This is a genomic window from Rouxiella badensis (genome assembly GCF_002093665.1).
In the GTDB taxonomy this organism is placed as follows: domain Bacteria; phylum Pseudomonadota; class Gammaproteobacteria; order Enterobacterales; family Enterobacteriaceae; genus Rouxiella; species Rouxiella badensis.
In genome coordinates, this window is sequence record NZ_MRWE01000001.1 from 21,236 (window position 1) to 47,347 (window position 26,112).

Annotated in this window: 25 protein-coding genes; 14 read left to right on the forward strand and 11 right to left on the reverse strand. The window is 52.4% G+C overall.

All coding sequences use genetic code 11. The annotated features are described in order from the left end of the window. Positions 1–76: 76 nt before the first annotated feature. The 4 genes from BS640_RS00085 to BS640_RS00100 form a co-directional block, all read right to left on the reverse strand. A complete protein-coding gene (locus BS640_RS00085) occupies positions 77–1,180 on the reverse strand; it encodes an endonuclease/exonuclease/phosphatase family protein (RefSeq protein WP_084911512.1) in 1,104 nt (367 codons plus the stop codon). Between the two features lie 12 nt (positions 1,181–1,192). After that, positions 1,193–2,860: a kdo(2)-lipid A phosphoethanolamine 7''-transferase gene (eptB, locus tag BS640_RS00090; protein ID WP_084911514.1), complete on the reverse strand. Its 1,668-nt coding sequence runs from the start codon at positions 2,858–2,860 to the stop codon at positions 1,193–1,195. 272 nt (positions 2,861–3,132) lie between these two features. Further along, the gene (locus BS640_RS00095) at positions 3,133–4,524 is read right to left on the reverse strand and encodes a heavy metal sensor histidine kinase (RefSeq protein WP_084911517.1); all 1,392 of its coding nucleotides are present in this window, start codon (positions 4,522–4,524) and stop codon (positions 3,133–3,135) included. Next, on the reverse strand, positions 4,517–5,194 hold the full coding sequence (locus tag BS640_RS00100) for a heavy metal response regulator transcription factor (RefSeq protein ID WP_084911520.1): 678 nt from the start codon (positions 5,192–5,194) through the stop codon (positions 4,517–4,519). The genes BS640_RS00095 and BS640_RS00100 overlap by 8 nt, the downstream gene beginning before the upstream one ends. Positions 5,195–5,404: 210 nt before the next feature. Here BS640_RS00100 and BS640_RS00105 point away from each other — a divergent pair, with 210 nt between their 5' ends. From BS640_RS00105 to BS640_RS00115, 3 genes are all read left to right on the forward strand, one after another. Beyond that, entirely contained in the window at positions 5,405–6,025 is a 621-nt protein-coding gene (locus tag BS640_RS00105) for a hypothetical protein (protein ID WP_017491594.1), read from the forward strand. An 88-nt stretch (positions 6,026–6,113) separates the two neighbouring features. Next, a complete protein-coding gene (locus tag BS640_RS00110) occupies positions 6,114–6,740 on the forward strand; it encodes a cytochrome b/b6 domain-containing protein (protein WP_017491593.1) in 627 nt (208 codons plus the stop codon). After that, positions 6,733–7,497 (forward strand): molybdopterin-dependent oxidoreductase, encoded by a 765-nt coding sequence (locus BS640_RS00115; protein WP_017491592.1) that lies wholly within the window; start codon positions 6,733–6,735, stop codon positions 7,495–7,497. The genes BS640_RS00110 and BS640_RS00115 overlap by 8 nt, the downstream gene beginning before the upstream one ends. Before the next feature lie 118 nt (positions 7,498–7,615). On the opposite strand, the gene ompX is transcribed toward BS640_RS00115, so the two are convergent. Continuing rightward, positions 7,616–8,146 (reverse strand): outer membrane protein OmpX, encoded by a 531-nt coding sequence (ompX, locus tag BS640_RS00120; protein ID WP_026110492.1) that lies wholly within the window; start codon positions 8,144–8,146, stop codon positions 7,616–7,618. 390 nt (positions 8,147–8,536) lie between these two features. Here ompX and rhtA point away from each other — a divergent pair, with 390 nt between their 5' ends. The 8 genes from rhtA (at position 8,537) to glnQ (ending at position 15,328) form a co-directional block, all read left to right on the forward strand. Beyond that, positions 8,537–9,484: a threonine/homoserine exporter RhtA gene (gene rhtA / locus BS640_RS00125; RefSeq protein ID WP_084911523.1), complete on the forward strand. Its 948-nt coding sequence runs from the start codon at positions 8,537–8,539 to the stop codon at positions 9,482–9,484. Positions 9,485–9,633: 149 nt separating this feature from the next. After that, the gene (locus BS640_RS00130) at positions 9,634–10,197 is read left to right on the forward strand and encodes a fasciclin domain-containing protein (RefSeq protein ID WP_017491589.1); all 564 of its coding nucleotides are present in this window, start codon (positions 9,634–9,636) and stop codon (positions 10,195–10,197) included. Between the two features lie 98 nt (positions 10,198–10,295). Then, positions 10,296–10,874, forward strand: a complete 579-nt coding sequence (locus BS640_RS00135) for an RNA polymerase sigma factor (RefSeq protein ID WP_017491588.1) — start codon at positions 10,296–10,298, stop codon at positions 10,872–10,874. Beyond that, positions 10,871–11,602: an anti-sigma factor gene (locus tag BS640_RS00140; RefSeq protein WP_017491587.1), complete on the forward strand. Its 732-nt coding sequence runs from the start codon at positions 10,871–10,873 to the stop codon at positions 11,600–11,602. Before BS640_RS00135 ends, BS640_RS00140 begins: the two co-directional genes overlap by 4 nt. A 486-nt stretch (positions 11,603–12,088) precedes the next feature. Further along, a complete protein-coding gene (dps, locus tag BS640_RS00145) occupies positions 12,089–12,592 on the forward strand; it encodes a DNA starvation/stationary phase protection protein Dps (RefSeq protein WP_017491586.1) in 504 nt (167 codons plus the stop codon). Between the two features lie 501 nt (positions 12,593–13,093). Continuing rightward, positions 13,094–13,837 (forward strand): glutamine ABC transporter substrate-binding protein GlnH, encoded by a 744-nt coding sequence (gene glnH / locus BS640_RS00150; RefSeq protein WP_017491585.1) that lies wholly within the window; start codon positions 13,094–13,096, stop codon positions 13,835–13,837. A gap of 112 nt (positions 13,838–13,949) precedes the next feature. Continuing rightward, positions 13,950–14,609 carry a glutamine ABC transporter permease GlnP gene (gene glnP / locus BS640_RS00155; RefSeq protein WP_017491584.1) on the forward strand — a complete coding sequence of 220 codons (660 nt, stop codon included), beginning with the start codon at positions 13,950–13,952 and terminating at the stop codon, positions 14,607–14,609. Next, a complete protein-coding gene (gene glnQ / locus BS640_RS00160; RefSeq protein WP_017491583.1) occupies positions 14,606–15,328 on the forward strand; it encodes a glutamine ABC transporter ATP-binding protein GlnQ in 723 nt (240 codons plus the stop codon). Before glnP ends, glnQ begins: the two co-directional genes overlap by 4 nt. Positions 15,329–15,375: 47 nt before the next feature. On the opposite strand, the gene rlmF is transcribed toward glnQ, so the two are convergent. Continuing rightward, positions 15,376–16,365 (reverse strand): 23S rRNA (adenine(1618)-N(6))-methyltransferase RlmF, encoded by a 990-nt coding sequence (gene rlmF / locus BS640_RS00165; protein ID WP_017491582.1) that lies wholly within the window; start codon positions 16,363–16,365, stop codon positions 15,376–15,378. 239 nt (positions 16,366–16,604) lie between these two features. Between rlmF and BS640_RS00170 the strand changes: the two genes are divergently transcribed. Further along, the gene (locus BS640_RS00170; RefSeq protein WP_017491581.1) at positions 16,605–17,237 is read left to right on the forward strand and encodes a flavin reductase family protein; all 633 of its coding nucleotides are present in this window, start codon (positions 16,605–16,607) and stop codon (positions 17,235–17,237) included. Between the two features lie 37 nt (positions 17,238–17,274). On the opposite strand, the gene BS640_RS00175 is transcribed toward BS640_RS00170, so the two are convergent. From BS640_RS00175 to dinG, 3 genes are all read right to left on the reverse strand, one after another. Then, positions 17,275–19,137, reverse strand: a complete 1,863-nt coding sequence (locus BS640_RS00175; RefSeq protein ID WP_017491580.1) for a M3 family metallopeptidase — start codon at positions 19,135–19,137, stop codon at positions 17,275–17,277. An 81-nt stretch (positions 19,138–19,218) separates the two neighbouring features. After that, entirely contained in the window at positions 19,219–20,181 is a 963-nt protein-coding gene (gene ybiB, locus BS640_RS00180) for a DNA-binding protein YbiB (protein ID WP_017491579.1), read from the reverse strand. A gap of 82 nt (positions 20,182–20,263) precedes the next feature. Next, complete coding sequence (dinG, locus tag BS640_RS00185) at positions 20,264–22,426, reverse strand: ATP-dependent DNA helicase DinG (protein ID WP_084911664.1); 2,163 nt, start codon at positions 22,424–22,426, stop codon at positions 20,264–20,266. 301 nt (positions 22,427–22,727) lie between these two features. On the opposite strand from dinG, the gene ompC reads away from it, so the two are divergent. Together ompC and BS640_RS00195 are read left to right on the forward strand one after the other, a co-directional pair. Further along, on the forward strand, positions 22,728–23,831 hold the full coding sequence (gene ompC / locus BS640_RS00190; protein WP_017491577.1) for a porin OmpC: 1,104 nt from the start codon (positions 22,728–22,730) through the stop codon (positions 23,829–23,831). 204 nt (positions 23,832–24,035) lie between these two features. Further along, positions 24,036–24,845, forward strand: a complete 810-nt coding sequence (locus BS640_RS00195; RefSeq protein WP_026110490.1) for a 5'-nucleotidase, lipoprotein e(P4) family — start codon at positions 24,036–24,038, stop codon at positions 24,843–24,845. 92 nt (positions 24,846–24,937) lie between these two features. Here BS640_RS00195 and BS640_RS00200 read toward each other — a convergent pair whose 3' ends face one another. Further along, complete coding sequence (locus BS640_RS00200; protein WP_139802748.1) at positions 24,938–25,474, reverse strand: GNAT family N-acetyltransferase; 537 nt, start codon at positions 25,472–25,474, stop codon at positions 24,938–24,940. Positions 25,475–25,490: 16 nt separating this feature from the next. Continuing rightward, on the reverse strand, positions 25,491–26,045 hold the full coding sequence (locus BS640_RS00205) for a helix-turn-helix domain-containing protein (protein ID WP_017491574.1): 555 nt from the start codon (positions 26,043–26,045) through the stop codon (positions 25,491–25,493). Positions 26,046–26,112 lie beyond the last annotated feature (67 nt).

The following is a 26,112-nucleotide window of genomic DNA, read 5'->3' on the forward strand; positions in this document are numbered from 1 at the left end:
AAAGGTTAAGGGCACGCGCCTTGCGCGCTGGCCCTTGACCTGCCAACCCGCTTCTTCAACAAATAAAATTAATCGCTTAATGCTGGATATCACTAAGCTCTGCCTGATGAACATCGCGGCTTTTTATTCCGGCGTGGGTCATTTTCTCGCGCGCCTCCTCGATATCGCCCTGCTCAATTTTCAGCTTCTCCTGCGTACTGCCCTCTCGAGGATTAAGGACCAGTTCCACCATAATCGGAAAGTGATCGGAACCCATAGGTTCAAGGCGTTTCAGGTCAACCAGCGTGAAGTCTTTGCTGTGGAAAACGTGGTCCAGCGGCCAACGGAAACACGGATAGCTGGCGTGGAAAGTATTAAACATTCCGCGTCCGCGACGTGGGTCGAGCAGCCCGCTGATTTTCATAAACAGCCGGGTAGTCCGTGACCAGGCCACGTCATTCAGGTCTCCGGTCACAATGGTTGGATAAGTCGCCCGTGCGCAGGTATGCCCGACAGCAATCAGCTCGCCGTCGCGGTTGGTAGACTCGTCGTCCTCGGTCGGGCTAGGCGGCATCGGATGCAGGCAGTGCAGAACCACCTGCTCCCCGCCCTCAAGCTCGACGCGAAAATGCATCGAAGGGATCCCCTCCGCCACCAGATACTGAATTTTTGCCTCAATGAGGGGAAAGCGCGAGTAGACGTGCATTCCATAAAGGTTCTCTAACGGGCATTTGAGCGTGTAGGGATGACTGGCCTGCAACGGCGCCATCTGCTGCTCCCACCATAGATTGGTTTCGAGCAGGACGATGACATCGGGTCTGTTCTGCGCAAGGATTTCCAGCAGTTTTTCAGACTTGCGGTTGGTCATCAGCACGTTGCAGTTGAGGATTTTAATGCGAGGATGCTGGCTGGCTGGCGTTTTTTTTACCTGCACTTTCGAAAGGCCAGTGTAGGGAAATATCCACCAGCTCTGATAAATCGTGCAACCCAGGGCGAGCAGCACGATGAGCCATGAAAACTGCCCGCCTCCGGGCAGAAAACACAACTCAAGCAGGAGAAACACCAGCGACAACACGGCCATTTGCAGGCGTGGGAAGTCCCAGATACGCACCCACCAGCGCTGGTTACGAGATAAAGGCAACAGGGTCAACAACGTCATAATCAGGGTGAGAATCCCCACCACTAGACGCGCATTATCCATTTTTTGTTCTCATTATTTTCCCGTAGTCGGTACGTGACACCAGTTATGCTGTTCCACGATGCCACCGTTCGGCGAAGTGTAGCCAATACAACCTAATATACTGTCGAAAAGTTTCTCATGATAGGCCGGCACTTTGTTCCTGGCCATGATTTGCAACTGCTGAAACGCCTGACGATTCTGATCGTTGGCCAGGAATTTGTCAGATGCCCACACCATAATAGGGACGGTACGCTGCTCAATCGGCGCATGATCCCGCGGGGTGCCGTGGAAATGCATGTTTTGCGAGATAGATTCGCCGTGGTCGGAAGCATAGAACACGATGGCGTTTTTATCACGCATCTGATTAAACACCTGCTCAAGGAAATCATCGGTATAAAGCAGGGAGTTATCGTAAGCGTTAATCATCTCTTCGGTCGAGCAGGCGTCATCAATGCCCATACACTCCGGCTGATAGCGTGCGAAGTTACGCGGATATCGCTCTGAATACAGGTAATGCGACCCTTTGGTATGCAGAATAATCAGGTGCTTGCCCTGTGGATGGTTGGCAATCGAGTCCTTCATTTCGTTGATCAGCAACATATCGTCGACCGGTTTACCGGCATTGCGCTTTTCAGAGCCGATGCTTTCACGCAGCGAGTATTCATCGGCTTTGGTTTTGTTGTAGAACCAGGCTTCACTCTGCATGGAGTACAGGTCAGAACTAAAGCCCTGATTCTTAAGCACAGAGAAGACGTTCATCTCTTTGAGAGTCCGCTCCGGATTGTCGCGAGTTCCGCCCATACGTACAAACATGCAGCGTAACGAAAGTTTGGTCGAGGTATCGCAAGAATATCCCTGTAGCGCGACCAGATTCTTCTCTTTCTCAAGGTTAGGCGTATTGTCACGCGCATAGCCGTAAATGCCCATGTGGTCGCGTCGTGCGCTTTCGCCAATCACGAAAACCACGTACAGATCTTTCACGTCTTTTGGCGGCACATAAGTGAAATGTTTTGAAGGATCGAAGAGATTTTTAGTATCTTCGGCCTGACTGTAGGAGCTATAGATATAAAGACCCAGCCCGGACAACCAGTTAGAAGGTAAGTAACTCCCCGCCACTACACCGCCGTAGCTGGCCATCATGCGGTTGTTTATGCGGTCATGCGCTTCCTGCGCGCCGCCCATCAACTTGAGTGGCACCCAACAGGCCAGTCCACTGACAACCAAAAGCACTATTTTGATGGCAACGGTGCGAAAGCGCGTTTCTTTCAGCGACGAACCGGGCATTTTACTGCCCCAAAGCAGGATAAGCGGGATAAAGCTAACGGCAATGAGCCAGATAAAGAAGTGGCTGCCCACCGACTCTTTAGACAGGTCGAGCGAGTCCACTGCCAGCGCCGAAGCCAGAATGCCGTAGCCGATGTCGACATTGAAGATAATCATGTAGTAAGCCGCCGCCACAGAGGCCACGACAACAATAGAAAGCAGCACTCGATACACGGTTTTACCGGTAAAGGAGACAAGCTTGGTGAGGAAATAGACCAACGCAAATGCCGCCACCATCTCAACCATCAAAGACAAGGTATTGTCATAGTGTAATTCGTGATAGCGACGGTAAAAAATTGGAAGGTTGAGCAATATTCCCAGGTACAAAGCAATAAAAAGTGAAATCTTCTGTTGCGATAAGTCTCGTATTTTATACATCAGTCGGTAAAAGCTCTTTCAAAGGTTCTATTCGCGTATGCTGCGCGCCCGTGCCGGAGGCAAATGACCTAAAAGCGTCAATTTGTGGCTGCCGATGACACTATGAGACCCTGAAAATGCCGATTTCTCATAAATTCAATTATTACATTGACTAATAAAATGTAACAAAATTAACGATATCCTTATATTTCATTGCGTTACGCGATGGCGAAAAATACACTTTTTACGCTTTATTTAATATTTATTTAACGATGAGTTTATCGCCTCGGTTTCTACGCTCGAGGGAAGGTCAACGTGAAACGTGTTCTGCCCTGCGGAAGATTCGAGACCGACACACTGCCGCGATGCAGCGTCATAATGGCCTGAACAATCGCCAGCCCCAGACCGTTTGAGCTTCCCCCTTCGCTACGAGACGGATCCGCACGATAAAAACGGTCAAACAGTTTGTCTATCTGGTCCGTGGGAATAGCCGGACCGGCGTTATCGACGTTAACGGCGCTGCTCTGTGCCTGATGCTCGACCCAAACCTTGACCTCGCTGTTTTCATCCCCGTAATTAATGGCGTTAGCCACCAGGTTGCTCAGCGCCCGCTGGAAAAGCAGAGCGTCGGCAAACACCACGCCCTCGCCTTCACACGCCAGGCGTATGCCGCGCTCTTCGGCCAGCCCTTCAAAATAGTCCACCACCCGCAGCGTTTCGTTCTCCATCGACAGCGGCACAATATTAAGCACCGAACGTGCATGCGAGGCGCGGGCCAGGAAGAGGATATTCTCGACCATACGCGAAATACGCTCCAACTCGCCCATGTTATTGGCCAGCAGGGTCTCATACTCTTCCGTTGTGCGGGTTTGGTAAAGGGCCACCTGACAATGCCCCATCAGCGCGCCGACCGGCGTGCGGATCTCGTGCGCCAAATCGGCCGAGAATTGATTGAGCCGCTGATAACCGTCCGACAACCTGTCGAGCATCGCGTTGAAAGAAACAATGAGTTGCTGGAGCTCCAGCGGTGCGCCCTCTTCACTTAGCCGCGTAGACAGGCTGGTTGGATGGATTTTTGCGGCCTCATTAGCCATTTTCTGCAGCGGGCGTAGTCCGCGACGGATAACCACGTAACCGAGTCCGGCGATCAGCACATACGCCAGCAGCACGGAGGCAATGATCTCCCAGCGGAACGCATCCAGCATCTTGGTTTCACCCGCCATAAAGTGCCCGGCGAGAATCTCGACCGTTTGACCGTCTTTCATACGCACGTCGGCGAGAGCGAAACGCACCGGCGTATCGTCTTCGGCCAAAACATGATGCACGCTTTGCAGGGTGAGCGTCTGACCGACCGGAACGGCCGCAACCTCTGGCAGCACAATGTGGCCTGGATTGACGTTGATGATTGGCGCTTGGCCGAGAAGGCGAAAACGCAGAATATCGCGCTCGTTACCGAGCATATTCTCAAATAATCCGGGATTGTGGCTGAGCTGCGTCAACGGAAAATCATTGCCCAGCAGCTGGCGGAAATACTGCACCCTGCCCGCGACCTGATAATCTGCTCGGCGGATCATCTCTTTCTCCATCGAGTAATAGAGATAAAAGCCCACGCAGCTGACCACCAGGGCGGCAATCAGGGCAAAGAGCAGCGTCGAACGCAGGATAAGTGAAAAAGGTTTACTCATAGTCTCGCACTTCACACACGTAGCCGATACCGCGCACGGTATGGATAAGCTTCACATCATAGGGCCGGTCGATTTTACTGCGCAGGCGTTTGACCGCCACGTCGACCACGTTGGTATCGCTGTCAAAATTCATGTCCCAGACCTGCGAGGCTATCATGGTGCGCGACAGCACCTCCCCCTCACGGCGCATCAGCAGATGCAATAGCATGAACTCTTTATTGGTTAAGGGAATAACCGTGTCCTGCCGCGTCACCTTACGGCGCAGCACATCAATGTGCAGGTCGGCCAGCGAATAGGTGTCAGACTCACGCACCGTGCCTCGACGCAGCAGCGTTCTCACGCGCAAGACCAGTTCGGTGAAGGAGAAAGGCTTGATAAGATAATCATCAGCGCCTAGCTCAAGCCCGTGAATACGGTCCTGCACTTCATCGCGTGCCGTGAGGAACAAAACAGGCACGTCGCTCTTCTTGCGCAGCACTTCCATCACCTGCCAGCCGTTGAGCCCCGGCAGCATGACGTCGAGGATCACCGCATCAAAGTTGTCTTCCAGCGCCAAAAATAGCCCATCTGCGCCGTTACGCGCCAAATCAACGCGATAGCCCGCCTCTCCCAGCCCTTTCTTAAGGTAGTCGCCGGTGCTGACGTCATCTTCAATAACCAGTATCCGCATGTGTGCCTCTTTGACTCCGCATTCCTTTGTAAAGTCTATCAGTTCTGGAAGAAACCTTTGATGACATTATTGTCATCAACTTGTCATCAATGAGTCCCTGTATGTCGTCCATCCTGTCTATTATTAATTAGCAAACATTAGGCTGATTTTTATATTGATGCGTCACCTGACTTCCCTTGTAGTTCTCATATGAATAATTTGGAGAGTATTATGATTAAATCCTCACGCCTTGCCGGTCTGCTGCTGTCTTCCCTACTGATGACCAGCGGGGCTTTTGCAGCAGACGCTAGCAACACCATTAAACCGACCCGTGGCACCATCGATTCTGTGACCCCTACCTCCCTCGAGCTCACAACCCGTCAGGGCGAAAAGCTGGATGTCAAGCTGACCGATCAGACCAAAATTACCCAGGTTACCGAAGGTAAAATGTCGGACATCAAGGCTGACAGTTTCATCGGCACTGCCGCCGTACCTCAGCCTAACGGTACCCTGAAGGCGCTCGAAGTTCACGTATTCGCCCCAAGCCTGCGCGGCAGCGGTGAAGGCTTCAACCCGTTCGAGTCCGCAGACGGTAAAATCAATACCATGACCAACGGCACCGTCGGCAAACTGGTCAACTCCAATGGCCGTACACTGACCGTGAAATACCAGAACGGCGAAAAAACCGTAGTAGTACCGGATGACGTACCGGTCGTTCTGCTGGCACCGGGTGACCGCAGCCTGCTGAAACCAGGTGCTCACATCGTGCTGTTCCCAATTAAAGATGCTCAAGGTGCCCTGGCCGCTCGCGGAATTGCTGCCGGCAAAGACGGCGTTACCCCACCGATGTAATGTGAATTGAATACCAGCGCCGGTTCGCCCCCTCACGTGTCTGCGCTTCAAGGCGGACTGGCGCTGACCTCCCTCCAAGGAAAATCTTATGCGTAAAAAAAGAATCCATCCCTGGCCGGTGAGGCTCTGCCACTGGGTCAATCTGCTGGTGATGATTGGCATGGTCATGAGCGGCTGGGGTATCTATAACGCTGACCCCATTTTTAATTTTACCTTTCCACAAAACGCCACGCTCGGCGGATGGCTCGGCGGCAATATCGGCTGGCATCTGGCAGTGATGTGGGTACTGGCGGCAAACGGGCTTTTCTACCTGCTCTGGGGTTTGTTCAGCGGCCATTTCAGGCAGCGTTTTTTCCCTTTCACGCCGGCCTCAGTCTGGCATGACCTGGTAAGCGCACTGCGTTTTCGGTTATCCCATAAGTCTAATCAATATAATGCGGTGCAAAAGCTGATGTACGTCGGCGTGCTGTTGCTCGGCCTGCTGTTAGTGATTTCGGGATTGTCCATCTGGAAACCGGTGCAGTTTAGCGGACTGGTGTATTTGATGGGCGGATTCACCGTCGCTCGCTACGTCCATTTCTTTGCGATGAGCGGCATTATGCTGTTCGTTGTTGTACACGTGGTAATGGTGCTGCTGGTGCCGAAAACCTTGCCGGGCATGATTACCGGCGGCAACGCTGCGACCAAAAATGCAGGAGAAAGCGCGGATGACTGATGAAAAGAAACGGCCAAAGTTAATTCTTGAGCCGGACCAGCGCAAGCAGCTGGTTAACGTTCAACGCCGCCTGATGATTAAGTCTGGCCTGACGCTTGGCGCAGTGTCGATGCTAACAGGCTGCAATATGCAGGACGGAGATGACGTCGATAAGGTGCTGTGGGCGATGTCACGCTGGAACGACCGCGTCCAGAGCTGGCTCTTCAGCGGTCAGAAGTTAGCGCAAACTTACTCGGCGGACCAGATTACCAAACCCTTTCGCTTTAACGCTTATTATCCCGAGTACAACGTGCCCGAGATAGATATCCCCAACTATCGCCTTGAAGTCTCTGGGAAAGTGGAGAAAAAAGCGCCCTGGACGTTGCAACAGCTGCAGCAATTACCGCAAAGCAGCCAGATAACCCGACTGATTTGCATCGAAGGATGGAGCGCTATAGGCCAGTGGAGCGGCGTGCCGCTGAAGACCTTCTTGCAGCATGTCGGCGCGGACCTGACCTGCAAATATGTCGGTTTTAAATGCGATGACCGCTATTACTCCAGCATCGACATGGCAACCGCGCTGCATCCGCAGACCATTCTGGCGCTCGACTTCGGCGGAAAACCTTTGCCGCCCGACTTTGGTTATCCGCTTCGTCTGCGTATGCCGACTAAGCTTGGCTTCAAAAATGCCAAACATATCGGGGCAATTTTTGTGACCGACACCTACCCAGGCGGATATTGGGAAGACCAGGGGTATAACTGGTACAGCGGGATTTAAGCAAAATGCAGGACTAACAGACGGAAAATAAAAAAAGAAAAACCGCCCCGAGAGGCGGTTTTTTTTCGAAACATCGTTGCCTGAATCTTTAAAGACCGAGGCAGCCAGGTTTCTATAATTAGAAGCTGTAACCCACGCCTGCGATCCAGGTGCCAACGTCAACACTGCGGATACGGCTCTGCTCGTAAGAAACGTCAAGAGCGACGTTCTGGATTGGGTTGAACTGGAGACCTGCACCGTAGGAGAAACCAACGTCGCTGGTGTCAGACTTCTGACGCAGAACGGTAGAGTCTGGGTTTTCGGTATTGCTGAATTTACCGAAGCCGATACCTACTACGCCGTAGATGCTAGCCCAGTCATTCAGACGGTAAGCTGGACCTGCGGTGATGCCGTAGTACTGACCTTTCTGATAAGAATTATCAGTCAGAGAGTGATCTTTTTCAGTGTAGGTGAAAGAGCCGATCACACCCAGTGGGTTGTTGTCTTGCTCGTAACGGTATTTCAGGTTGAAGCCGTTTGCTTTATTAGCCACGCCCTGCATATCGCTCTGAGCATAACCAGCTGTAACAGTGCTGGTATCAGCGAATGCACTTGAAGTACCTAAAGCTACTACGCAAGCTAATGCGGAAAGACATGCAATTTTTTTCATAACCACCTCAAAAAAGGGAACCAAAATAACCTTCACCATGAAAATATAACAAAAAGTAGTGTGAAACTCTGCCTCAATTAAGATGTCCAATGCACTTTATGGTGTAACAAAAAGTTTCCAAATCGACGTATCCAGCTAATTTAAAAGAGTTTTTTCACCGTAATAATATAAGATAAACTTATTGAACTTTTTCAAATTAGCGGAATATTCCTAATGTTTTGCGCAAATAATCAGCGGTTTTGTTGTGCAATTGTCTCATTCATCCCCTTGAGACAAAAGTTTTTTTACCTTCTGCTAACACTAATCCACTAAAAATTTCTGGTTGCCAGTACAATATCGGCTTTTCAGCGGCGCTCTATCCGCCTTTTACTCTGTACGGACCCGTTACCTTTGAAAAATAATTCTCTTAAAAATCAGTCGGGGCAACTTTTAACCGATACCGTTTCACCCGCAGCGGCTAAAGCACACAATCCGCTGATTGCCGTTGCAATGATATTGATTGCCATGCTTTCTCTGCAGGGCGGTGCTGCAATGGCGAAGTCATTATTCCCCCTCGTCGGCTCACAGGGCGTGACCGCACTGCGTCTTGGCATGGGGTCGATAATCCTGCTGTGCTATTTCAGACCGTGGCGAATAAAAATGCGCGGCGGCAATCTGCGCTCGTTGCTGATATACGGTCTGGCGCTGGGTTGTATGAATTATACCTTCTATTTGGCAATTCGCACGGTTCCCTTAGGCATTGCCGTGGCACTAGAATTTACCGGTCCGCTGGCGGTTGCGATGTTTTCCTCTCGCCGCCCTATCGACTTTGTTTGGGTGCTGCTGGCGGTGATTGGATTAGGGTTCCTCCTGCCAATAGGCCATAGCGTGACTGGCATCGATCCCGTCGGTGCCGGCTTTGCATTGATAGCAGGCGCTTGCTGGGCGGTTTACATCCTCGCTGGCCAGCACGCTGGCAGCAGCTATGGGCCGGGCACGGCGGCGCTGGGGTCAAGCATCGGCGCACTGATCTTCTGCCCGATTGGCATTGCACAAGCGCACAGTGGTCTGTTTAGCCTGGATATTCTGCCGATAGGTCTGGGTATTGCGCTGTTGAGCTCGGCGGTGCCGTATTCGCTAGAGATGGTGGCGCTGACGCGGCTTCCGGCCAAGACCTTCGGTACGCTGATGAGCATGGAACCGGCGATGGCTGCTTTCTCGGGTATTCTGTTTCTTGATGAAATACTGAATCCGATGCAATGGCTTGCGCTGGTGGCTATCATCGCCGCTTCGGCGGGCTCGACGCTGACGGTACAGAAGCGCGCTAAAATTCGCGCGATAAAAGTGGATCCGCAATAAAATAAATTTTATTTTAAAATCATATAATTAAAGACATTATGTCGAAAAAGAAAATCTTTTTGCTTCACCGCTGCATCCAAAAGGCGAGCTGGGTCGTATGTACTTATGTCAGGCAATAAGTCCTACCCTCAACCCTAAAGGATTACATCATGAAAACATTTATCCGTACCGCTCTGTGTGCTTCAATTCTGTTTAGCAGCGCGTCAATGGCTGCAATGATGTCAGACAACACCACCATGGTCGGTGGTGCAGCAATGTACCCTTCAAAAAATATTGTTGAGAACGCCGTAAACTCTAAAGACCATACCACTCTTGTCGCCGCCGTGAAGGCAGCCGGTCTGGTCGATACCCTCTCCAGTAAAGGGCCTTTCACCGTCTTTGCGCCAACTAACGCTGCCTTCGCCAAATTACCGGCCGGTACCGTAGACAACCTGGTCAAACCTGAAAATAAAGCCACGCTGACCAGCATCTTGACCTATCACGTGGTCGCGGGTAAATACGAGATGAAAGATCTCGAAAAACTGCTGAAAAAAGGCGGCGGTCATGCCGAGCTTAAAACCGTTAACGGTCAAGCTCTGTGGCTAATCAGCAATGGTCCGCACAATATCCAGTTGAAAGATGCCAAAGGCGACGTGGCCAACATCAGCACTTATGATGTTAACCAGAGCAACGGTGTCATTGACGTTATCGATACCGTATTGATGCCTAAATAAAAACCCTCTCCTATAATGAGCTGTGTCGTATTCGGACACAGCCGGAGGGATGCAGTGCCGCCGGTGTGCTGCTCCCTCCGAGGTTTTAGGAAGAACTGATGAAAGAAAACGCATTGGACAATCCGGCAACCGACAGCGTATTGCAAAGAGAGTTGATGCAGTCTGTCGCTGCTGGCGACCGTCAAGCCTTTGAACAACTCTACCGGTTAACCTCCCCCCGCCTTTTTGCGGTTGCGTTGCGCATGCTGCGTCGCCACGCCTGGGCAGAAGAGGTCTTGCACGACAGCTATATTACCGCCTGGAATCGTGCGGCAAGCTACAACCCTGCACTGAGTTCTCCCATGACCTGGTTGACGCACATCGTGCGCAATCGCGCCATTGACTGGATGCGCGGGAGTGATAATCAGTGGCTGGAACTGGAAGAAGGCGTAGAGGATACTCTCGGCAATGATGAGTACGATCAGCCGCTCATCCGTTTGCAGCAAGATACCGATGCAAAAAAACTGGCGGAATGTCTGGGGCATCTCCCTGCGGAACAACGACAGAGTCTGGTGTTGGCTTACTACCAGGGGCTCTCGCACGGCGAAGTTTCCGACCACTTGCAACAACCTCTTGGCACGATTAAAAGCTGGATCCGTCGCGCCCTGGATCACTTGAAGAGCTGCGTGGGCCTATGAAAAACAGACGCGAATATCACGCTGCTCTGTCGGCAGAGTATGCGCTAGGAACCCTAAGGGGGCCTGCTCGCCTACAGTTTGAGCAGCAGATGCAACAAGACCCGGAGCTGGCGGCAGAGGTCGCACGTTGGCAGGAGGCCTTTGCGCAGTTGGACAACCAGTTAAAGCCCATAGTGCCGCCCGATTCAGTGTGGAAACGCATTCAGCTGCAGCTGCCGCCCAAACCGCCTGCTACTGACACAACCCACCAGAGCACTTCTTCTAGGCTTCCCGGAATAAGCAGGCTTAACAGCGCCTATATTGGCTGGGCGGTGGCGGCCTGTCTGGCGGTTGTCTTAGTGCTGCCTAAACTTTGGGAATCCTCGTCGATGCTTTCGTCTCAAGCAACGCCAGTGGCTATTCTTGGCAACGGCGCGGGGACAGCGGATTCCGGACAATGGGTGGTGACCGCCAGTAACACCTCCAGTCAGGTTCAGCAGTTGACCATTACGCCGCTGCACGCCGCGGAGGTCGCCAGCGATCGCAGTCTGGAACTTTGGGTTATCCCTGCCGGCGGCAAACCGCAATCCCTGGGGCTGTTGAGCAACAGCGCCGCGACGCAGTTGGCATTAAACGACAATCTCGCCAACGGCAACTCGACGCTGGCTATCAGCCTTGAGCCTAAAGGCGGCTCCCCTACCGGCCAACCCACAGGTGCGGTGCTCTACAGCGGACGCATCACGCTTTAGCATTGCCCCCACGTCTTATATATTGAGGAAGGCAGCACCTTCCTCAATATACCGATTTAAATTTCCGATACAGCGTGAATAATCTACCGCACCAATAGCTCAAATAAACATGACATAATGCAGAATTGTCTTAATGAATTCTTTAAAATGCTCATGACAAAAGCCAATGAAAATAAATCACATTCACACCCACCATTTAATCAAACTCAAGCAAAATAAATAAATTCAAATAAAACAGCAAGTTAGTTAGAAAACTACGTTTCAGGGGTTGATATTAACGTTTATGGGCCTTAGGTTATTTAAAAGCAGCGCGGAATAATAAATTAGGGCTAGGTATAATTTCCTGGGTGGTGGATGGCCCGCTTTTTATTAATTAGCCCACGGCTATAAGAGTGATAGGAAATATTTTTCAACGTCATCTCCAAAGCTTGCTATACTTATTCCCGTGATCAAATACATAACTACTCACTGAAGAGGATATTAATGATGAGTACCGCTAAACTGGTAAAAACGAAATCTTCAGAACTTCTTTATACGCGTAACGATGTAGATGAAAGCACCAAACTCGAGACCATCAAGGTTCTGAACAAACTGGTTGCCGAGTTCATCGACCTGTCGCTGATTACTAAACAGGCGCACTGGAACATGCGTGGCGCAAATTTTATCGGCGTGCATGAAATGCTCGACGGCTTCCGTACCGCAATCACTGAGCACCAGGATACTATCGCAGAACGTGTTGTTCAGTTAGGTGGGGTTGCGCTGGGTACCGTGCAGGTCGTGAACGACAAGACGCCGCTGAAAAGCTATCCAACCAATATTCATACCGTCCAGGAGCATCTTAAAGCCCTGGCAGAACGTTACGCGATAGTTGCCAACGATACCCGTAAGGCGATTACTCAGGTCGAAGATGAAGATACTGCGGATATCTTTACTGCCGCATCTCGCGACCTCGATAAATTCTTGTGGTTTATCGAATCCAACATCGAGTAACGACGGAAAGTATTATTTATCCGTCATACGTCATCACTAACGACGATTTTTGAACAGATGAGGAGCTTCGGCTCCTCATTTTTTTTTGCCCAAACTTGGCCCTTCCTTTCACCACCGCCCTATAAACGTGCATCAAAAGACATTATTGCCTCCTGCTCCGTTTTAAGACACACTCCACGCTCCATAAAAAGGCATACCACCGCCTTTGCAAGCAATTTTGTTAGCAGAAGCACGTACTTTATGTATAACAATGTTAATAAATGCGCAGTTTTGAGATAAAAAATAGTTTAGCCTAGTGATTCGCACCAAAATGGACATCCGCGAAAAACCAAGGCACCAATTTGGTGCAAACCCTGAGGCATTTTAGCATTTCATGCCAATGAATGGCGACTAACCCCTTGAAATTAAACAAAGATAGAAATGTGGCATAACTTTTGCTTATCACCCACGTAACTATAAAAGGGTATGTTCTCCCATAAATATACAAAGGAAATTGCACTTATGAAGTCGATGTTAAAAGTTTCCCTGGCCGCACTGACTCTGGCCTTTGCAGTAAGCTCTCATGCAGCAGAAGAAAAACTTATCGTGGCTACTGATACCGCATTTGTTCCTTTTGAATTTAAACAGGGTGACAAATACGTCGGTTTCGATATCGACCTGTGGGCAGCGCTGGCAAAAGAAATGAAAGTTTCTTATACCCTGAAGCCTATGGACTTTGACGGTATCATCCCCGCATTGCAGACCAAAAACATCGACCTGGCTCTGGCGGGTATCACTATTACCCCACAGCGCGCGCAGGCAGTTGATTTTTCTGACGGCTACTACACTAGCGGCCTGATCACCATGGTTAAGTCAAACAATACCGATATCAAAGGGACTCAAGACTTGAACGGTAAAGTGGTGGCAGTGAAAAGCGGCACCAGCTCCGTCAACTATTTGGCTTCAAACCTGAAACCTAAAGACGTTCGCCAGTTCCCGAACATCGACAGCGCCTACATGGAGCTGGGTACAGGTCGTGCTGACGCGGTACTGTTCGATGCCCCTAATATTCAGTACTACATCAAAACCGCCGGTCACGGTAACTTTAAAACTGTAGGTCCAGCCGTTGCAGGTCAGGACTACGGCGTTGCCTTCCCGAAAGGCAGCCCACTGCGTGATAAAGTTAACGCTGCACTTAAAACGCTGCGCGCGAACGGCACTTACGCTGCTATCTATAAAAAATGGTTTGATGCCGAACCTAAATAATTGCACTAACGAGGTATAGCTGTCCTGCGTGACTCACGCACAGTCTATATCACCGGCCCTGAGTGGAATATCACCAGGGTCGGCTTTGTTTTGTTTATCAGGAGATTAATCCATGCAGTTTGACTGGAGCGTTGTTTGGGCCGCTCTTCCTATCCTTCTTGAAGGCGCCAAGATGACCCTGTGGATTTCTATCCTGGGTTTAGTTGGGGGCGTTATCATTGGCGTCATCGCGGGCTTCGCGCGCGCGTTTGGCGGCGTTATCAGCCGTAATATCGCTCTGGTATTCATTGAGCTGATTCGTGGCACTCCAATCGTTGTCCAGGTGATGTTTATCTATTTTGCCCTGCCGATGATGATAAGCGGTCTGAGAATCGATCCGTTTACCGCGGCTGTGGTCACCATTATTATCAACTCCGGTGCCTATATCGCGGAAATCACGCGTGGTGCGGTGCAGTCTATCAATCGAGGCTTCAACGAAGCGGGCCTGGCGCTGGGACTTTCCCGTCGTGCAACACTGCGTTACATCATCATGCCGCTGGCTTTGCGCCGCATGTTGCCACCGTTGGGTAACCAATGGATCGTCAGTATCAAAGATACTTCGCTGTTTATCGTTATCGGCGTAGCGGAACTTACACGTCAAGGTCAGGAAATTATTGCCGGTAATTTCCGCGCAATGGAGATCTGGAGTGCTGTTGCCGTTATCTATCTGATCATCACGCTGGCACTGAGCTTTGCTATGCGCCGCTTAGAACGCAAACTGAAAATTTTATGATTGAATTTAAAAACGTCTCCAAACACTTTGGGAAAACCCAGGTGCTGCATGATATCGACCTGAAAATTTCTCAGGGCGAGGTCGTGGTTATTATCGGGCCATCGGGCTCTGGCAAATCAACCCTGCTGCGCTGCATCAACAAGCTGGAAGAGATAACCTCCGGCGACCTGATTGTCGACGGGCTGAAGGTCAACGATCCGAAGGTTGATGACCGACTGATTCGTCAAGAAGCCGGGATGGTATTCCAGCAGTTCCACCTTTTCCCGCACATGACGGCGCTCGAGAACGTGGCCTTTGGCCCGATTCGCGTCCGTGGCGCGAGCAAGGATGAGGCTCAAAAGCTGGCGAAAGAGCTGTTGGCGAAAGTCGGTCTGTCTGAAAGGGCGCACCACTATCCGTCAGAGCTTTCCGGTGGCCAGCAGCAGCGCGTCGCTATTGCTCGTGCACTGGCGGTGAAGCCTAAGCTGATGCTGTTTGATGAACCAACCTCCGCGCTGGACCCCGAGCTGCGTCACGAGGTGTTGACCGTCATGAAAGACCTGGCCGAAGAAGGCATGACCATGGTTATCGTGACCCACGAAGTCGGCTTTGCCGAGAAAGTGGCCTCACGTCTGATCTTCATCGACAAGGGACGCATCGCAGAGGATGGTCCGCCAGCCGAGCTTATCAGCAACCCGCCAAGCGAACGCCTGCGCGAGTTCCTGCAACACGTTTCGTAAAAAAAGGCCCCATAAGGGGCCTTTTTTTAATGCGGAAAACGCGGTAATTATTTCCAGCGCTTACCGGCCCAGGCTTTCTGCTGGGAAGGCGTCAGGAAGGTCCAGGCGACAAAACGGCTGACTTTCTGCCCTTGCGCCATCTCGACGGTGCGCACGTTGGTCGCGCCGGCTTCTTCCAGCGCGTCATAAATCAGCGGCAGCGTGGTTTTCTTTGAGATAAGCACCGTGTACCACAGGCAGTTATGCGCCTTTTGCGCACTCTCTTCTACCATGCGTACCACGAAGGCCTCTTCACCCCCTTCACACCACAGTTCGTTGTGCTGACCGCCAAAGTTCAGCTCGGCCTTGTTGTCGCGGCCTTCAAGCCCAAGGTTCTGGCGCTTACGCTGGCTGCCTGCGGCGGCTTCGGCGGCTGAGGCGTGGAACGGTGGATTACACAGCACGGCATCGTAGCGCTCGTCGTGACGAATAATCGTGTCGAAGATGCGCGGCGGCTTAGCCTGTAGACGGAAACGGACCTGATTGGTAAGCACTGGGTTAGTCGCGACTATTTTCTTGGCTGCTGCCATCGAGACTTCATCAATCTCGCTTGCGGTGAAGCGCCATCCGTACTCGCGCAAACCGACTATCGGATAGATACAGTTAGCGCCAACGCCGATATCCAGAATCGCCACGTTTTTACCCTGCGGGATAACCCCACCGTTGCTGTCGGCTAGAACGTCCGCCAAGTGGTGAACGTAGTCGGCGCGGCCAGGGATCGGTGGGCAGAGGTAGTCTGCCGGAATATCCCAGTTTTCAATCTGATAAAAATGACGCAGCAGAGCGCGATTCAGCGCTTTTACAGCCTGAGGATCGGCGAAATCAATAGACAGATCGCCCCATTTGTTTTCGGCAACAAATGCCCCAAGCTCTGGGCTGCTGGCAATCAGTGCAGGAAAATCATAGCGGCTACGGTGGCGATTTCGCGCATGAAGCCCGCTTTTCTCCTGCGGGAAAACTATCTTTTTATCCTGCGGAATCGCTTTCTTTCTTTCCACCTGAATGACTCTCCAATATCAATGTTAAGCTTACCCAATGTGTGAGCGTAGTCGTCACGTTACACACCTCGGGGAAAATTCTGCCGCGTAAGATAACACAAACGGCCCGCCATGACTGTCAGCATGACACACCAGGCCACTGTAATTCGACGCCGCCTTGGCTAAGCTATTGAGAAACTGCCTAATGACTGACGCACATTACGCCAGTGGGCAACGCTAAATGACCAAAAAGGTGAACTATGAGCTCCGACGATCGCTATTTTTACGAGCCCGCAAAAGGGCACGGCCTGCCGCACGATCCGCTGAACGCCATCGTAGGCCCCCGCCCGATTGGCTGGATAGCCTCGCGCAACGCGCAGGGCCAGCGCAATCTCGCCCCCTACAGCTTCTTCAACTGCTTTAATTATCGTCCACCGATCATTGGTTTCGCCAGCAGTGGATGGAAAGACAGCGTGGCGAATATCGTCGAAACCGGAGAATTCGTCTGGAACCTGACGACCCGCAGCCTGGCGGTGAAAATGAATGAAAGCTCGGCCTCGCTGGCCCATGGCCGCGATGAGTTCGAGTTTGCCGGGCTGACGCCAACGCCGGGCACGCTGGTTGCCGCCGATCGCGTTGCCGAAAGTCCGGTCAACTTCGAGTGCAAACTGTCGCAGTGCATTCAACTGCAAAGCGCGGCCGGTGAGAAGATTGATACCTGGTTAGTGATGGGGGAAGTGGTGGCAGTACATATTGCCCGCCATTTGCTGAATGAAGACGGGATATATCAGACGGCACTCGCCGAGCCGGTGCTGCGCGCCGGAGGGCCCTCGGCCTATTATGGAATTTCAGAAGACCTGCGTTTCGACCTCACGAGGCCTGACGCACGATAAGCGCGTGGGGGATATCCGTCCCCCACGCTTCTCACCGCTATTTCCTGAAGTAAGTCTGCTCGACAAAGTCGGCGAAGTCCTGACACATCGCCTCATCACCCTCGGCGTTATCCGCCAGCACGCGCTTGCCGTCAACCACCTTGATATGAACGTTGAGATCAAAGTCGGCAGGAGGCTGTTCTCGGCTCGCAGCGTCGGCAATAACCTGCTGCGCCTCTTCCCACGCTGCCGCCACCGTCTGGTTGCAGGCCTGCGCCAGATAATCCGGATTAAATCCCTCTCCCGTCAGGCTACGTAAGGTCTCGTCATGACTGACGCTGTTGCCCGGCGTCCAATAATGTTTCGCCAGGTCGGGGCCAATGGCCGAATTATCGGTCAGATAGCCGTCACGTTTGAGGAAGAATGCCCGCGTCTGCTCCACCGCCATCAGCGCCAGCAGGTATCCCTGATAAGAACACGCCGACTCAAGCGACAGCAGGTGTGGCACCGCAAGGGTTGGCCTTGGGCTACCCGCCACGCCGAGGATGTGCGTTTCGACGTCGCGAGCCAGCGCGGTAATCGCCTCCGGCGTGCACTTCTCTTCCGGCCACTGATAAAGCTGCCACTCAAAATACGGCATCAGCAGGATATGACGATCGTTGAACGCACGCATCGGCTGGCGTGCGGCAATATTCTGCTCGATTAAGGCATCAGGCACCGGTTCGCCTTGCGCATTTTTCGCATAGCGTTTAAGCCAGTCGGCATCGTCGAGCAGGCTGTCGCAGAACATCGACTGCGTTTCGGCATAGGCCATCGACGTCGGCGGGAACTCCTGCGAGAAGCTCGGCGCATTCTGGCGAATATTGGCGAAGTGCGCCGCGTGGCCGCCCTCATGAAACAGCGTATTCAACCCGCTCGCACCGCTGCCGACCTGATCCGGTTTTGCCAGGCTGGTAAAGTTTATCTGCGCGGGCACCCATTTGCCGTTATCGACAAACGCAGGCACAGGGGCATGCATAAAGCCGTTCTCATATTTGCCTTCGCGCACCAACAGGTCCAGCTGCATCGTTGCACCGTTGAAACCGATATTCAGGCGCTTGAAGCTGTTGACCCAACGGCTCAGCGAGTCGGCAAACGGGAAGTAGGGATCCAGCTGACGCGTCACGTCACCTGCGCTGGCATAACGGATATTCCACGGCATCAGCGCGGCATCGCCTTCGCGTGCCACGAGCTCGTTGAGGCTGCGCACGTTGGCGTCGCGGGTTTGCTCCTCGAACCTGTCCAGGATAGCGAACAGCTGCTCCGGGCTCATCTGCTCGGTTTTGTTAACTTTGTAATCGAAGTAGTTACGGTAGCCCAGCTGGCGGGCAAAGCGGTTGCGCAGCGCAATAAGCTCGGGGAAACCGTTATGCAGCAGCCACTGTTCCAGCTCTCGGAGCGCAACCTGGGAACTGCGGCGATACTCTTCGTTTTCGTTAGTGGCCTGATTGGTCAACAGCTCGCCGAGCGACGCCGTCACTTGCTCGCCCTTGCTATTGAGGTGCATCAGGCGATGCTGCTTGCGTTTACCGTACAGCGCGGATTCGGCCTGAATGATTTCATCAAGGATTTCCTGCGCCTGCGGATCTTCGATAGCATTGCAGTCGAAAAAGCGGTACCAGCCGCGCAGGCCGGTCAGCAGCGATTCACGCGCCGCGCTCTCGGGTTCAGCCTCAACGGCAGCAATCTGCTCACGCAGCTCCGCCAGCCTGGCCGGGTTGGCGATAAAGCGTTTAAAGGCACTTTCTGCAGCCGAGAAACGCTCGGCGACGTCGTCGTCTCCTGTGCCCATATAATGCTGCCAGAACAACGCTTCCTTGGTTTTATGGACCTTGAGATAGTCGTGATTCAGCGCCGCAAAATAATCCTGTGACTGTTTCATAAGCATCCTTCTTGGCTGAAAATAAAAGAGATTATCTTTTGAGTGTAAATTCAGAGCCGCAGTCTGTCGACCAGGCTTGCCCTAAAAAAGCCGCTCAATCCGAGTTTGAGCTTCGGACATATCCTCGGCCAGTCCGGTGCCGACCAGACAGCAGGCGAGTTGATTTAAAATCGCCTGAGGGACCGGAACCTTAGCCAGCAAACAGTCGGTTATCCAGTCAGCGGTTGTCTGTGCGTCTTTCGATGCAGGCAGCGTCAGGCCGCTAAACTCCTGGCGGTCGAGCAGGAGCTGCTGCTCTCCGGCCCCAATCAGGTGAACCTGCGGGCTGCGCTGTGGATTGGCGTATACCTCGCCTTCCGTCCCCTGCGACAGCAAGGCAAGGCCGGAAACATCGTGGAAGAATGATGAGACGCGCTGGATATATTCAGGATGTGAGACGCTGGCGAGACGCAGCGCAGGCTGCTCGAAAAACGGCGTCGCGAGCTTGGCCAGCGTATGGCTGCTGTTGCGCACGCCCATCTCCCAGCGCAGATTCAGCTGTTTATCAATGGCGGGACAGAGCACGGATACGGGGATAAACACCGGGCCGACGCCTGCATCCAGCATCGACTGCGCTTGCTCTGCGGAGCCGGCAGCGGGGATGTTCAACGCCTGGAAGATTTCATAACTGGTCACGCGGCTTGGGTCTGCTGTGACGCCATGAACCACGACCGGCAGGCCCAGGCGATGCAATAAAATTGCCAGCAGCGGCGTCAGGTTGGCCTGTTTACGCGCGCCGTTGTAGCTGGGAATGACCACCGGCATCGGGCCGTCGGCGGGAGCGCGCAGTTTGATGGTCTGCTCTTCCATCGCCTGATAAAAGCCCAGCATTTCCTGCTCGGCTTCACCCTTGATACGAAAAGCAATCAGCAGCCCCCCGAGCTGCAAGTCGGGTACCTTACCCGCCAACATCAAACGGTAGAGCGCCAGCGCCTGCTCCTGGTCGAGGTCACGGGCATGGTTCTTCCCGCGTCCGACTTCTTTAATAATTTTTGTGTAATCCATCTTGGTTCCCTCACCTGCGAATTACACCAGCATAACCCAGCCAATGACGGGGAGAAACCTTGGTGTCCCTGCCCGCTGAGGCTCAGCGTTTTCTCCGCGCTTTAACGACCTTGGTTTGGGTCAGTGGAACGTATTTATTAAAGCCGGGAGCCGGCATTTCACGGTGCTCGATAGGGAAGACCGGTAGCGCGGCGAGCAGCCTGGCGCCATAGTTTTTAGTGATCAGCCGACGATCGTAGATGACAATTTCACCCCGGCATTCGTGGCTGCGGATCAATCGTCCCACCTGCTGGATCAGGTTGAACGACGCACTCGGCAAACTCTGTACTTCGAACGGGTAGCGCTTGAGCGTTTTAAGCCATTCACCCTCGGTGAGGATAACCGGGCTGTCGATAGGCGGAAAGGCTATCTTGTGAATGTGCACCTGAGTCAGCAGGTCGCCTTTGAGATCCAGCCCTTCGGCGAAGGACTGTAGCCCCACCAGCACGCTAACCTTTCCGGCTTCGACGCGCTGACGATGTTCCTCGACCAGACGATAGCGCGGTTGGTCACCCTGAACTAACAGCAGCAGGCGCAGGTCAGGCATCAGTTCGACAAACTGCTGCAGTGCGCGATTGCTGGCAAACAGCACCAAAATACCTTTGTGTTTTTCGGTGGCCAGCTCGGCGCGGAAAAAGTCGCTCATCTCCTGAATATGCTGCGCTTCGTTGGCCATTAACGGCTCGTGGCGCATCTGCGGAATGACGATTTTACCCTGCTCGACGTGATTGAACGGCGAGTCGAGGCTAATAAACACATCGCCGGCTTTCTCGTTGAGACCGCTCATTTCCTGGATACGCGCAAAACTGTTGAGGGACCGCAGCGTCGCGGAGGTTATGACCACGTGCGGCACCTTGCGCCAAAGCAGTTTCTCTAACTGCTCGCTGACGCGAATTCCCGCGCAGTGGAACAACAGATGGCTCTGGTTATCGAAATACTCGCGCGTCACCCATTTACCAATGGGCGCATTGGAAGCTTTGTCGAGGGCCGCGAGCCGCCAGAGCTTGGTCATGGTCTCGAGATAACCGAGCATTCTGCTCATCTGTAAAATAGAGCGATGCAGGCGCAGCACGTCATGCTTGCCGGTTTTTTCGCTCAGATCGTTGAGCATAAACTCGGCCAAACCGCGCAGTGCATCAGTCAGCTTGAACTGCCGGGCGCAGAGTTCGGAAAGTTCGGGCGGCAGCGCGCCCATCTCGAAGCGATATTCGCCTTCAGGCTCGGCGGCGGGGAGATAGAGGTTAACCTGCTGCTCAATCAACAGCAGCAGCTCGCGCATTTCGGCACAGTGATTGTATAAACGCTCAGCGTTGGCCAGCGGCGGCGGATTCTTTGGGGTAAACAGCGCGATGCACTGCTCAATCTGGCGCACGAAGTTATCCAGCTGCAGATGGTTCCATACCGCGGTGATTTCGGCGTCCACTTCAAGCGCGTCGCGTGCAACCTCTGGCAGATGGTGGCCTTCATCGAGCACCAGCAGCAAATCTTTGGCGTTAGGCAACACGGACTCCGACTCGAGAGCGGCCATCACCAGCGCATGGTTGGTGATAACCACGTCCGCACTTTCGATTTCCTTGCGCGCCACAAAATAGGGGCACTCGCGATAATAGTGGCAGTTGCGGCCGAGACAGTTGGCCTTATCGGTGCTTATTTTCAGCCACAGCGGGTCCTGAATGGTTTTTTTGTAGTGGTCACGCAGTCCGTCCCACTCGTAGCGCGCCAACGCTTTCTCGAGCGTGCTGCAAAACTGCTGCTCTTCCGTACTGGAAGGAGCAAGCTCGTCACCGAGAAACAATCCAAGATCGCCCTGCGCATTTTCAGTGCTCATCATCGACAGATTGCGCGGACAGACATAGCGCCCACGGCCAAACGCCCCGGTAAATTTGAGGTCTGGTATGATTCTCTTAAGCAGTGGCAGATCTTTACTGAAGATCTGGTCCTGTAGCGCAACGTTGGCGGTGCTTATCACCAAAGGCTTTTCTTCGGCCCGACTGACGGCAATCCCAGGAATAAGATACGACAGCGTCTTACCTACCCCGGTGGGCGCCTCAATCGCGAGGTGTCGAGCTGAATCACTGGTAAAGGCCTTCGCAACCTCAGCAATCATCTGACGTTGAGGGGCGCGGGAGATAAAATCCGGAATTTGCTGCTGTAGGGCTTTGTACCACTGGCTAATCTGATCTTTTACTGCGGAGGACAGCGCCATGCATCTCTTATCATTTTCAAAATTTGCGTTATTGTCCCACACTCGCCCGCTCACGTCAGCCGCAAATTGAATAGCCGCCAACTTAATAGACATCACTATTATTAGCTAGCTTATTAAAATCATTCACTTAAAAAAAAGAAAGTTCATTTCCCGATGTCATAAATCGATCACAAATATAGGGTAAAAAACTCTCGCTGTAGAAATTTCCGCTCATAGATGGAAATAACAGCACACATGATGAATAGCGTCTTTTAATTAAAAACGTTTGACACGACGTTTAAAAACAAATACAGGGTTAACAATGAAACGTAATCTTCTGGCAATATTAATCCCATCATTATTAATTGCCTCAGGCGCACACGCAGCAGAAATTTATAATAAAGACGGAAATAAACTAGACTTTTACGGAAAAGTTAAAGCCGAACACTATTTCTCTGATGCAAGCGGCAGTGATGGTGACCAGAGTTATGTACGTTTTGGCTTTAAAGGTCAGACTAAAATTAATGATATGATTACCGGCTACGGCCAGTGGGAATATCAGGTTGCCGATAACGTCTCTGAAGCACAGGGCTCAACCGGTTCTAAAACTCGTCTCGGCTTTGCCGGTCTGAAATTCGCCCAGTACGGCTCCTTTGACTACGGCCGTAACTACGGCGTACTGTACGACGTCGCGGGCTGGACCGATATGTTCCCAGAGTTCGGCGGCGACGGCTATACCAAGGCTGACCGCTTTATGACAGGCCGTGGCAACGGCATGGCGACCTATCGCAACCGCGGTTTCTTTGGCTTGGTCGACGGTCTGAATCTCGCCCTGCAATACCAGGGTAAAAACGACGACAGCAGCACCCGTTCCGCAACGGCTTCAAACGGTGACGGCTATGCCGCTTCCGCAACCTATGACATCGGTGCAGGTATCAGCGCAGGTGCGGCCTACACATCCTCTGACCGCACCAATACCCAGGCCGCAACGACGCTGGGCAAAGGCGATAAAGCCACCGCCTGGAACGCCGGTCTGAAATATGATAATAACGGTGTTTATTTAGCCGCTATTTATGCCGAAACTCAACGTATGATTGCGGTATCTGTTCCTGCGGGCGTTTCCAGCCAGACAAGTTCAGCCGTCAGCGGTTATGCGGATAAAACACAAACGTTCGAAGCCGTGGCTCAATATCAATTTGACTGGGGTCTGCGTCCTTCTCTTGGATATGTGCAAACCAAGGCGAAAGATATTGAAGGCGTAGGTGATGCGGACCTGATTAAATATATCGATCTCGGCGCGACCTATTATTTCAACAAGAATATGTCAACCTTCGTAGATTATAAAATCAACCGTTTGAGCACCGATAATAAGTTGGCATTGAATACTGATAATGTGGTTGCTGTCGGTCTGACCTACCAATTCTAATAATAACACCTCGCTTCATTTTAATTTCATTGGATATTTTGCCGGGCTCATCCCCCGGCTTTTTTCGTCATACGAAAAGCTTATCCAGCGCAAATTTCTCGCCCTTCGCCCTTCCCCAGCCCGCTGAATCTGCTAAAGTTTTAGGCCCTTGTCTGGGAATAATAACTTTTCTAATCACACCATCACAGGACGATACAGATAATGATGAAGAAAGCTTCTCTTTACGGCACCGGCGCACTGCTATTCCTGGCCTTGACCGGCTGTGCTCAGCAAAGCAAATCGGATGCCGCTGCACAACTTAACGACCAATCGGTGATGGCGCTGAACTGGTTCCAGCAGTCTGGTGAATATCAGGCGCTGACCTATCAGGCCTTTACTACGGCCACCTACGCCTTCGACAAAGCGCAATCGCTGACGGGAAAACCTAAGGCCGTGATCGTTGACCTTGATGAAACCATGATCGACAACAGCGCCTACAGCGCCTGGCAGGTCAAGGCAAACAAGCCGTTTGAGGATAAGAGCTGGTCCCGATGGACACACGCCGAGCAGGCTAACGCGGTACCGGGTGCTGTCAGTTTTGCGCAATACGTTGACAGCCACGGCGGCATTATGTTCTACGTTTCCAACCGTGACCAGAAAGACTATGCCGCTACGCTTGCCAACTTACAGCGTCTTGGCTTCCCGAATGTTAATGCTAAAACGCTGCGTCTGAGCACGACGACGTCGAACAAACAGGCGCGATTCGATGCCATCAAAAACGAAGGTTATAACGTCGTGCTGTACGTCGGTGACAACCTGAACGACTTTGGTGCCGCGACTTACCATAAAAGCAACGCCGAGCGCCGCAATTTCGTGAACAGCAATCACAGCCTGTTCGGTACTCAGTTCATCGTGCTGCCTAACCCGCTTTACGGCGACTGGGAGAGCGGGCTGGCGCCGGGCTATAACAAGCTGACGCCAGAGCAGAAGCTGAAAGTCAGAGCTGATGCGCTGAAAGCCTGGGATGGCAAATAATTTTTCATTGCCACGCTGGAATTAAGATCCTTTAAAATAAAGGGTATGTGCTTCACATGCCCTTAAAATGGAATCTAAAAACCAGGTTGTCTTCAAGAGCCGATCTTCTTGTACATCACACTGGTCGAATCAAAGACTCCTTCGGTAGACAACGCATACCCCGGAATAACACCGCACAGGGAATAGCCCAGCGAATGGTAAAGTGACTGGGCATCACTGTCGGTAACCGTATCCAACACCAGCAGCGTCTTATCAAGCTTAACCGCCAGCTTTTCAGCAGCCTGCATCAGTTTTCTGGCAATCCCCTGCCTTCTCGCCTCAGGATGGACCAGCAGTTTCACCACGTCGGCACGATGCTGACCGTTGCCCGGCATATCGACCACCAACTGCACCGTGCCAATAATCTTATCGTTGAGACGCGCCACCAGAATTCGACGCTCACCGGCCGCGAAAGCGGGTAACAGCTTGTGCCAAAACGTCAGCGCCTCGGCCTGACCAAAAGGGAAAATAAATCCGACGCTCGCGCCAAGGCTGACGCAGCCCACCAGCGTGTCGGCAAGGTCAAGCAGATCGGCACGCGAGAAATCCTGCGAATAGAGCTCGTTTTTCAATTCACTGATGATAACCACAGACTTCTCCTTACGCTTAGGGACGACAAATAACAAGGGTGTAACAGGCATCTTGCGGGCCGGGCACGTGAAACGTCGAGCTGCCGTAAAGATGAAAACGCAGGCAGTCGCCCGCCTCCAATCGATAGCGCTGGGCGTCGAGCTGTAATTCAATGACGCCAGACAACATCCAGATATGCTGCTCAAGTCCGAAAACCGGCGGCGCATCGTAGTGGATAGTCGCCCCCGCACGCAGCCGACCGGACATAAACTCGGCGTGAAAATCTCGGGCAGGCGGTGAAATTGAACGTCGCTCAAAACCGGTTTCCGTGTCATGCCAAACTGACTGCTGATTGTGGCGAATGAGTTCGGCAGTATTTTCGTCGAGATCCATCAGCAATCGCGAAGTCGGCAGGCCGTAAACCGCACTTAGCTTGCCGAGCAGCGAGGCAGTCGGGCTGGTTTCCGCCCTCTCTATCCGCGAGAGCGTGGCACGGCTAATCCCGGTTTTCTCGGCCAGTATCTCCAGCGACCAGTTTTGATTTATTCTCAACGTCGACAGTCTGTGCGCCAGTTTTTGCTCATCGTTCATCGGTATTATTTCCCACCAAATTCTCTTTAGTGAGAATTTATCTCTTATTTGAGAAATTAGCAACGGG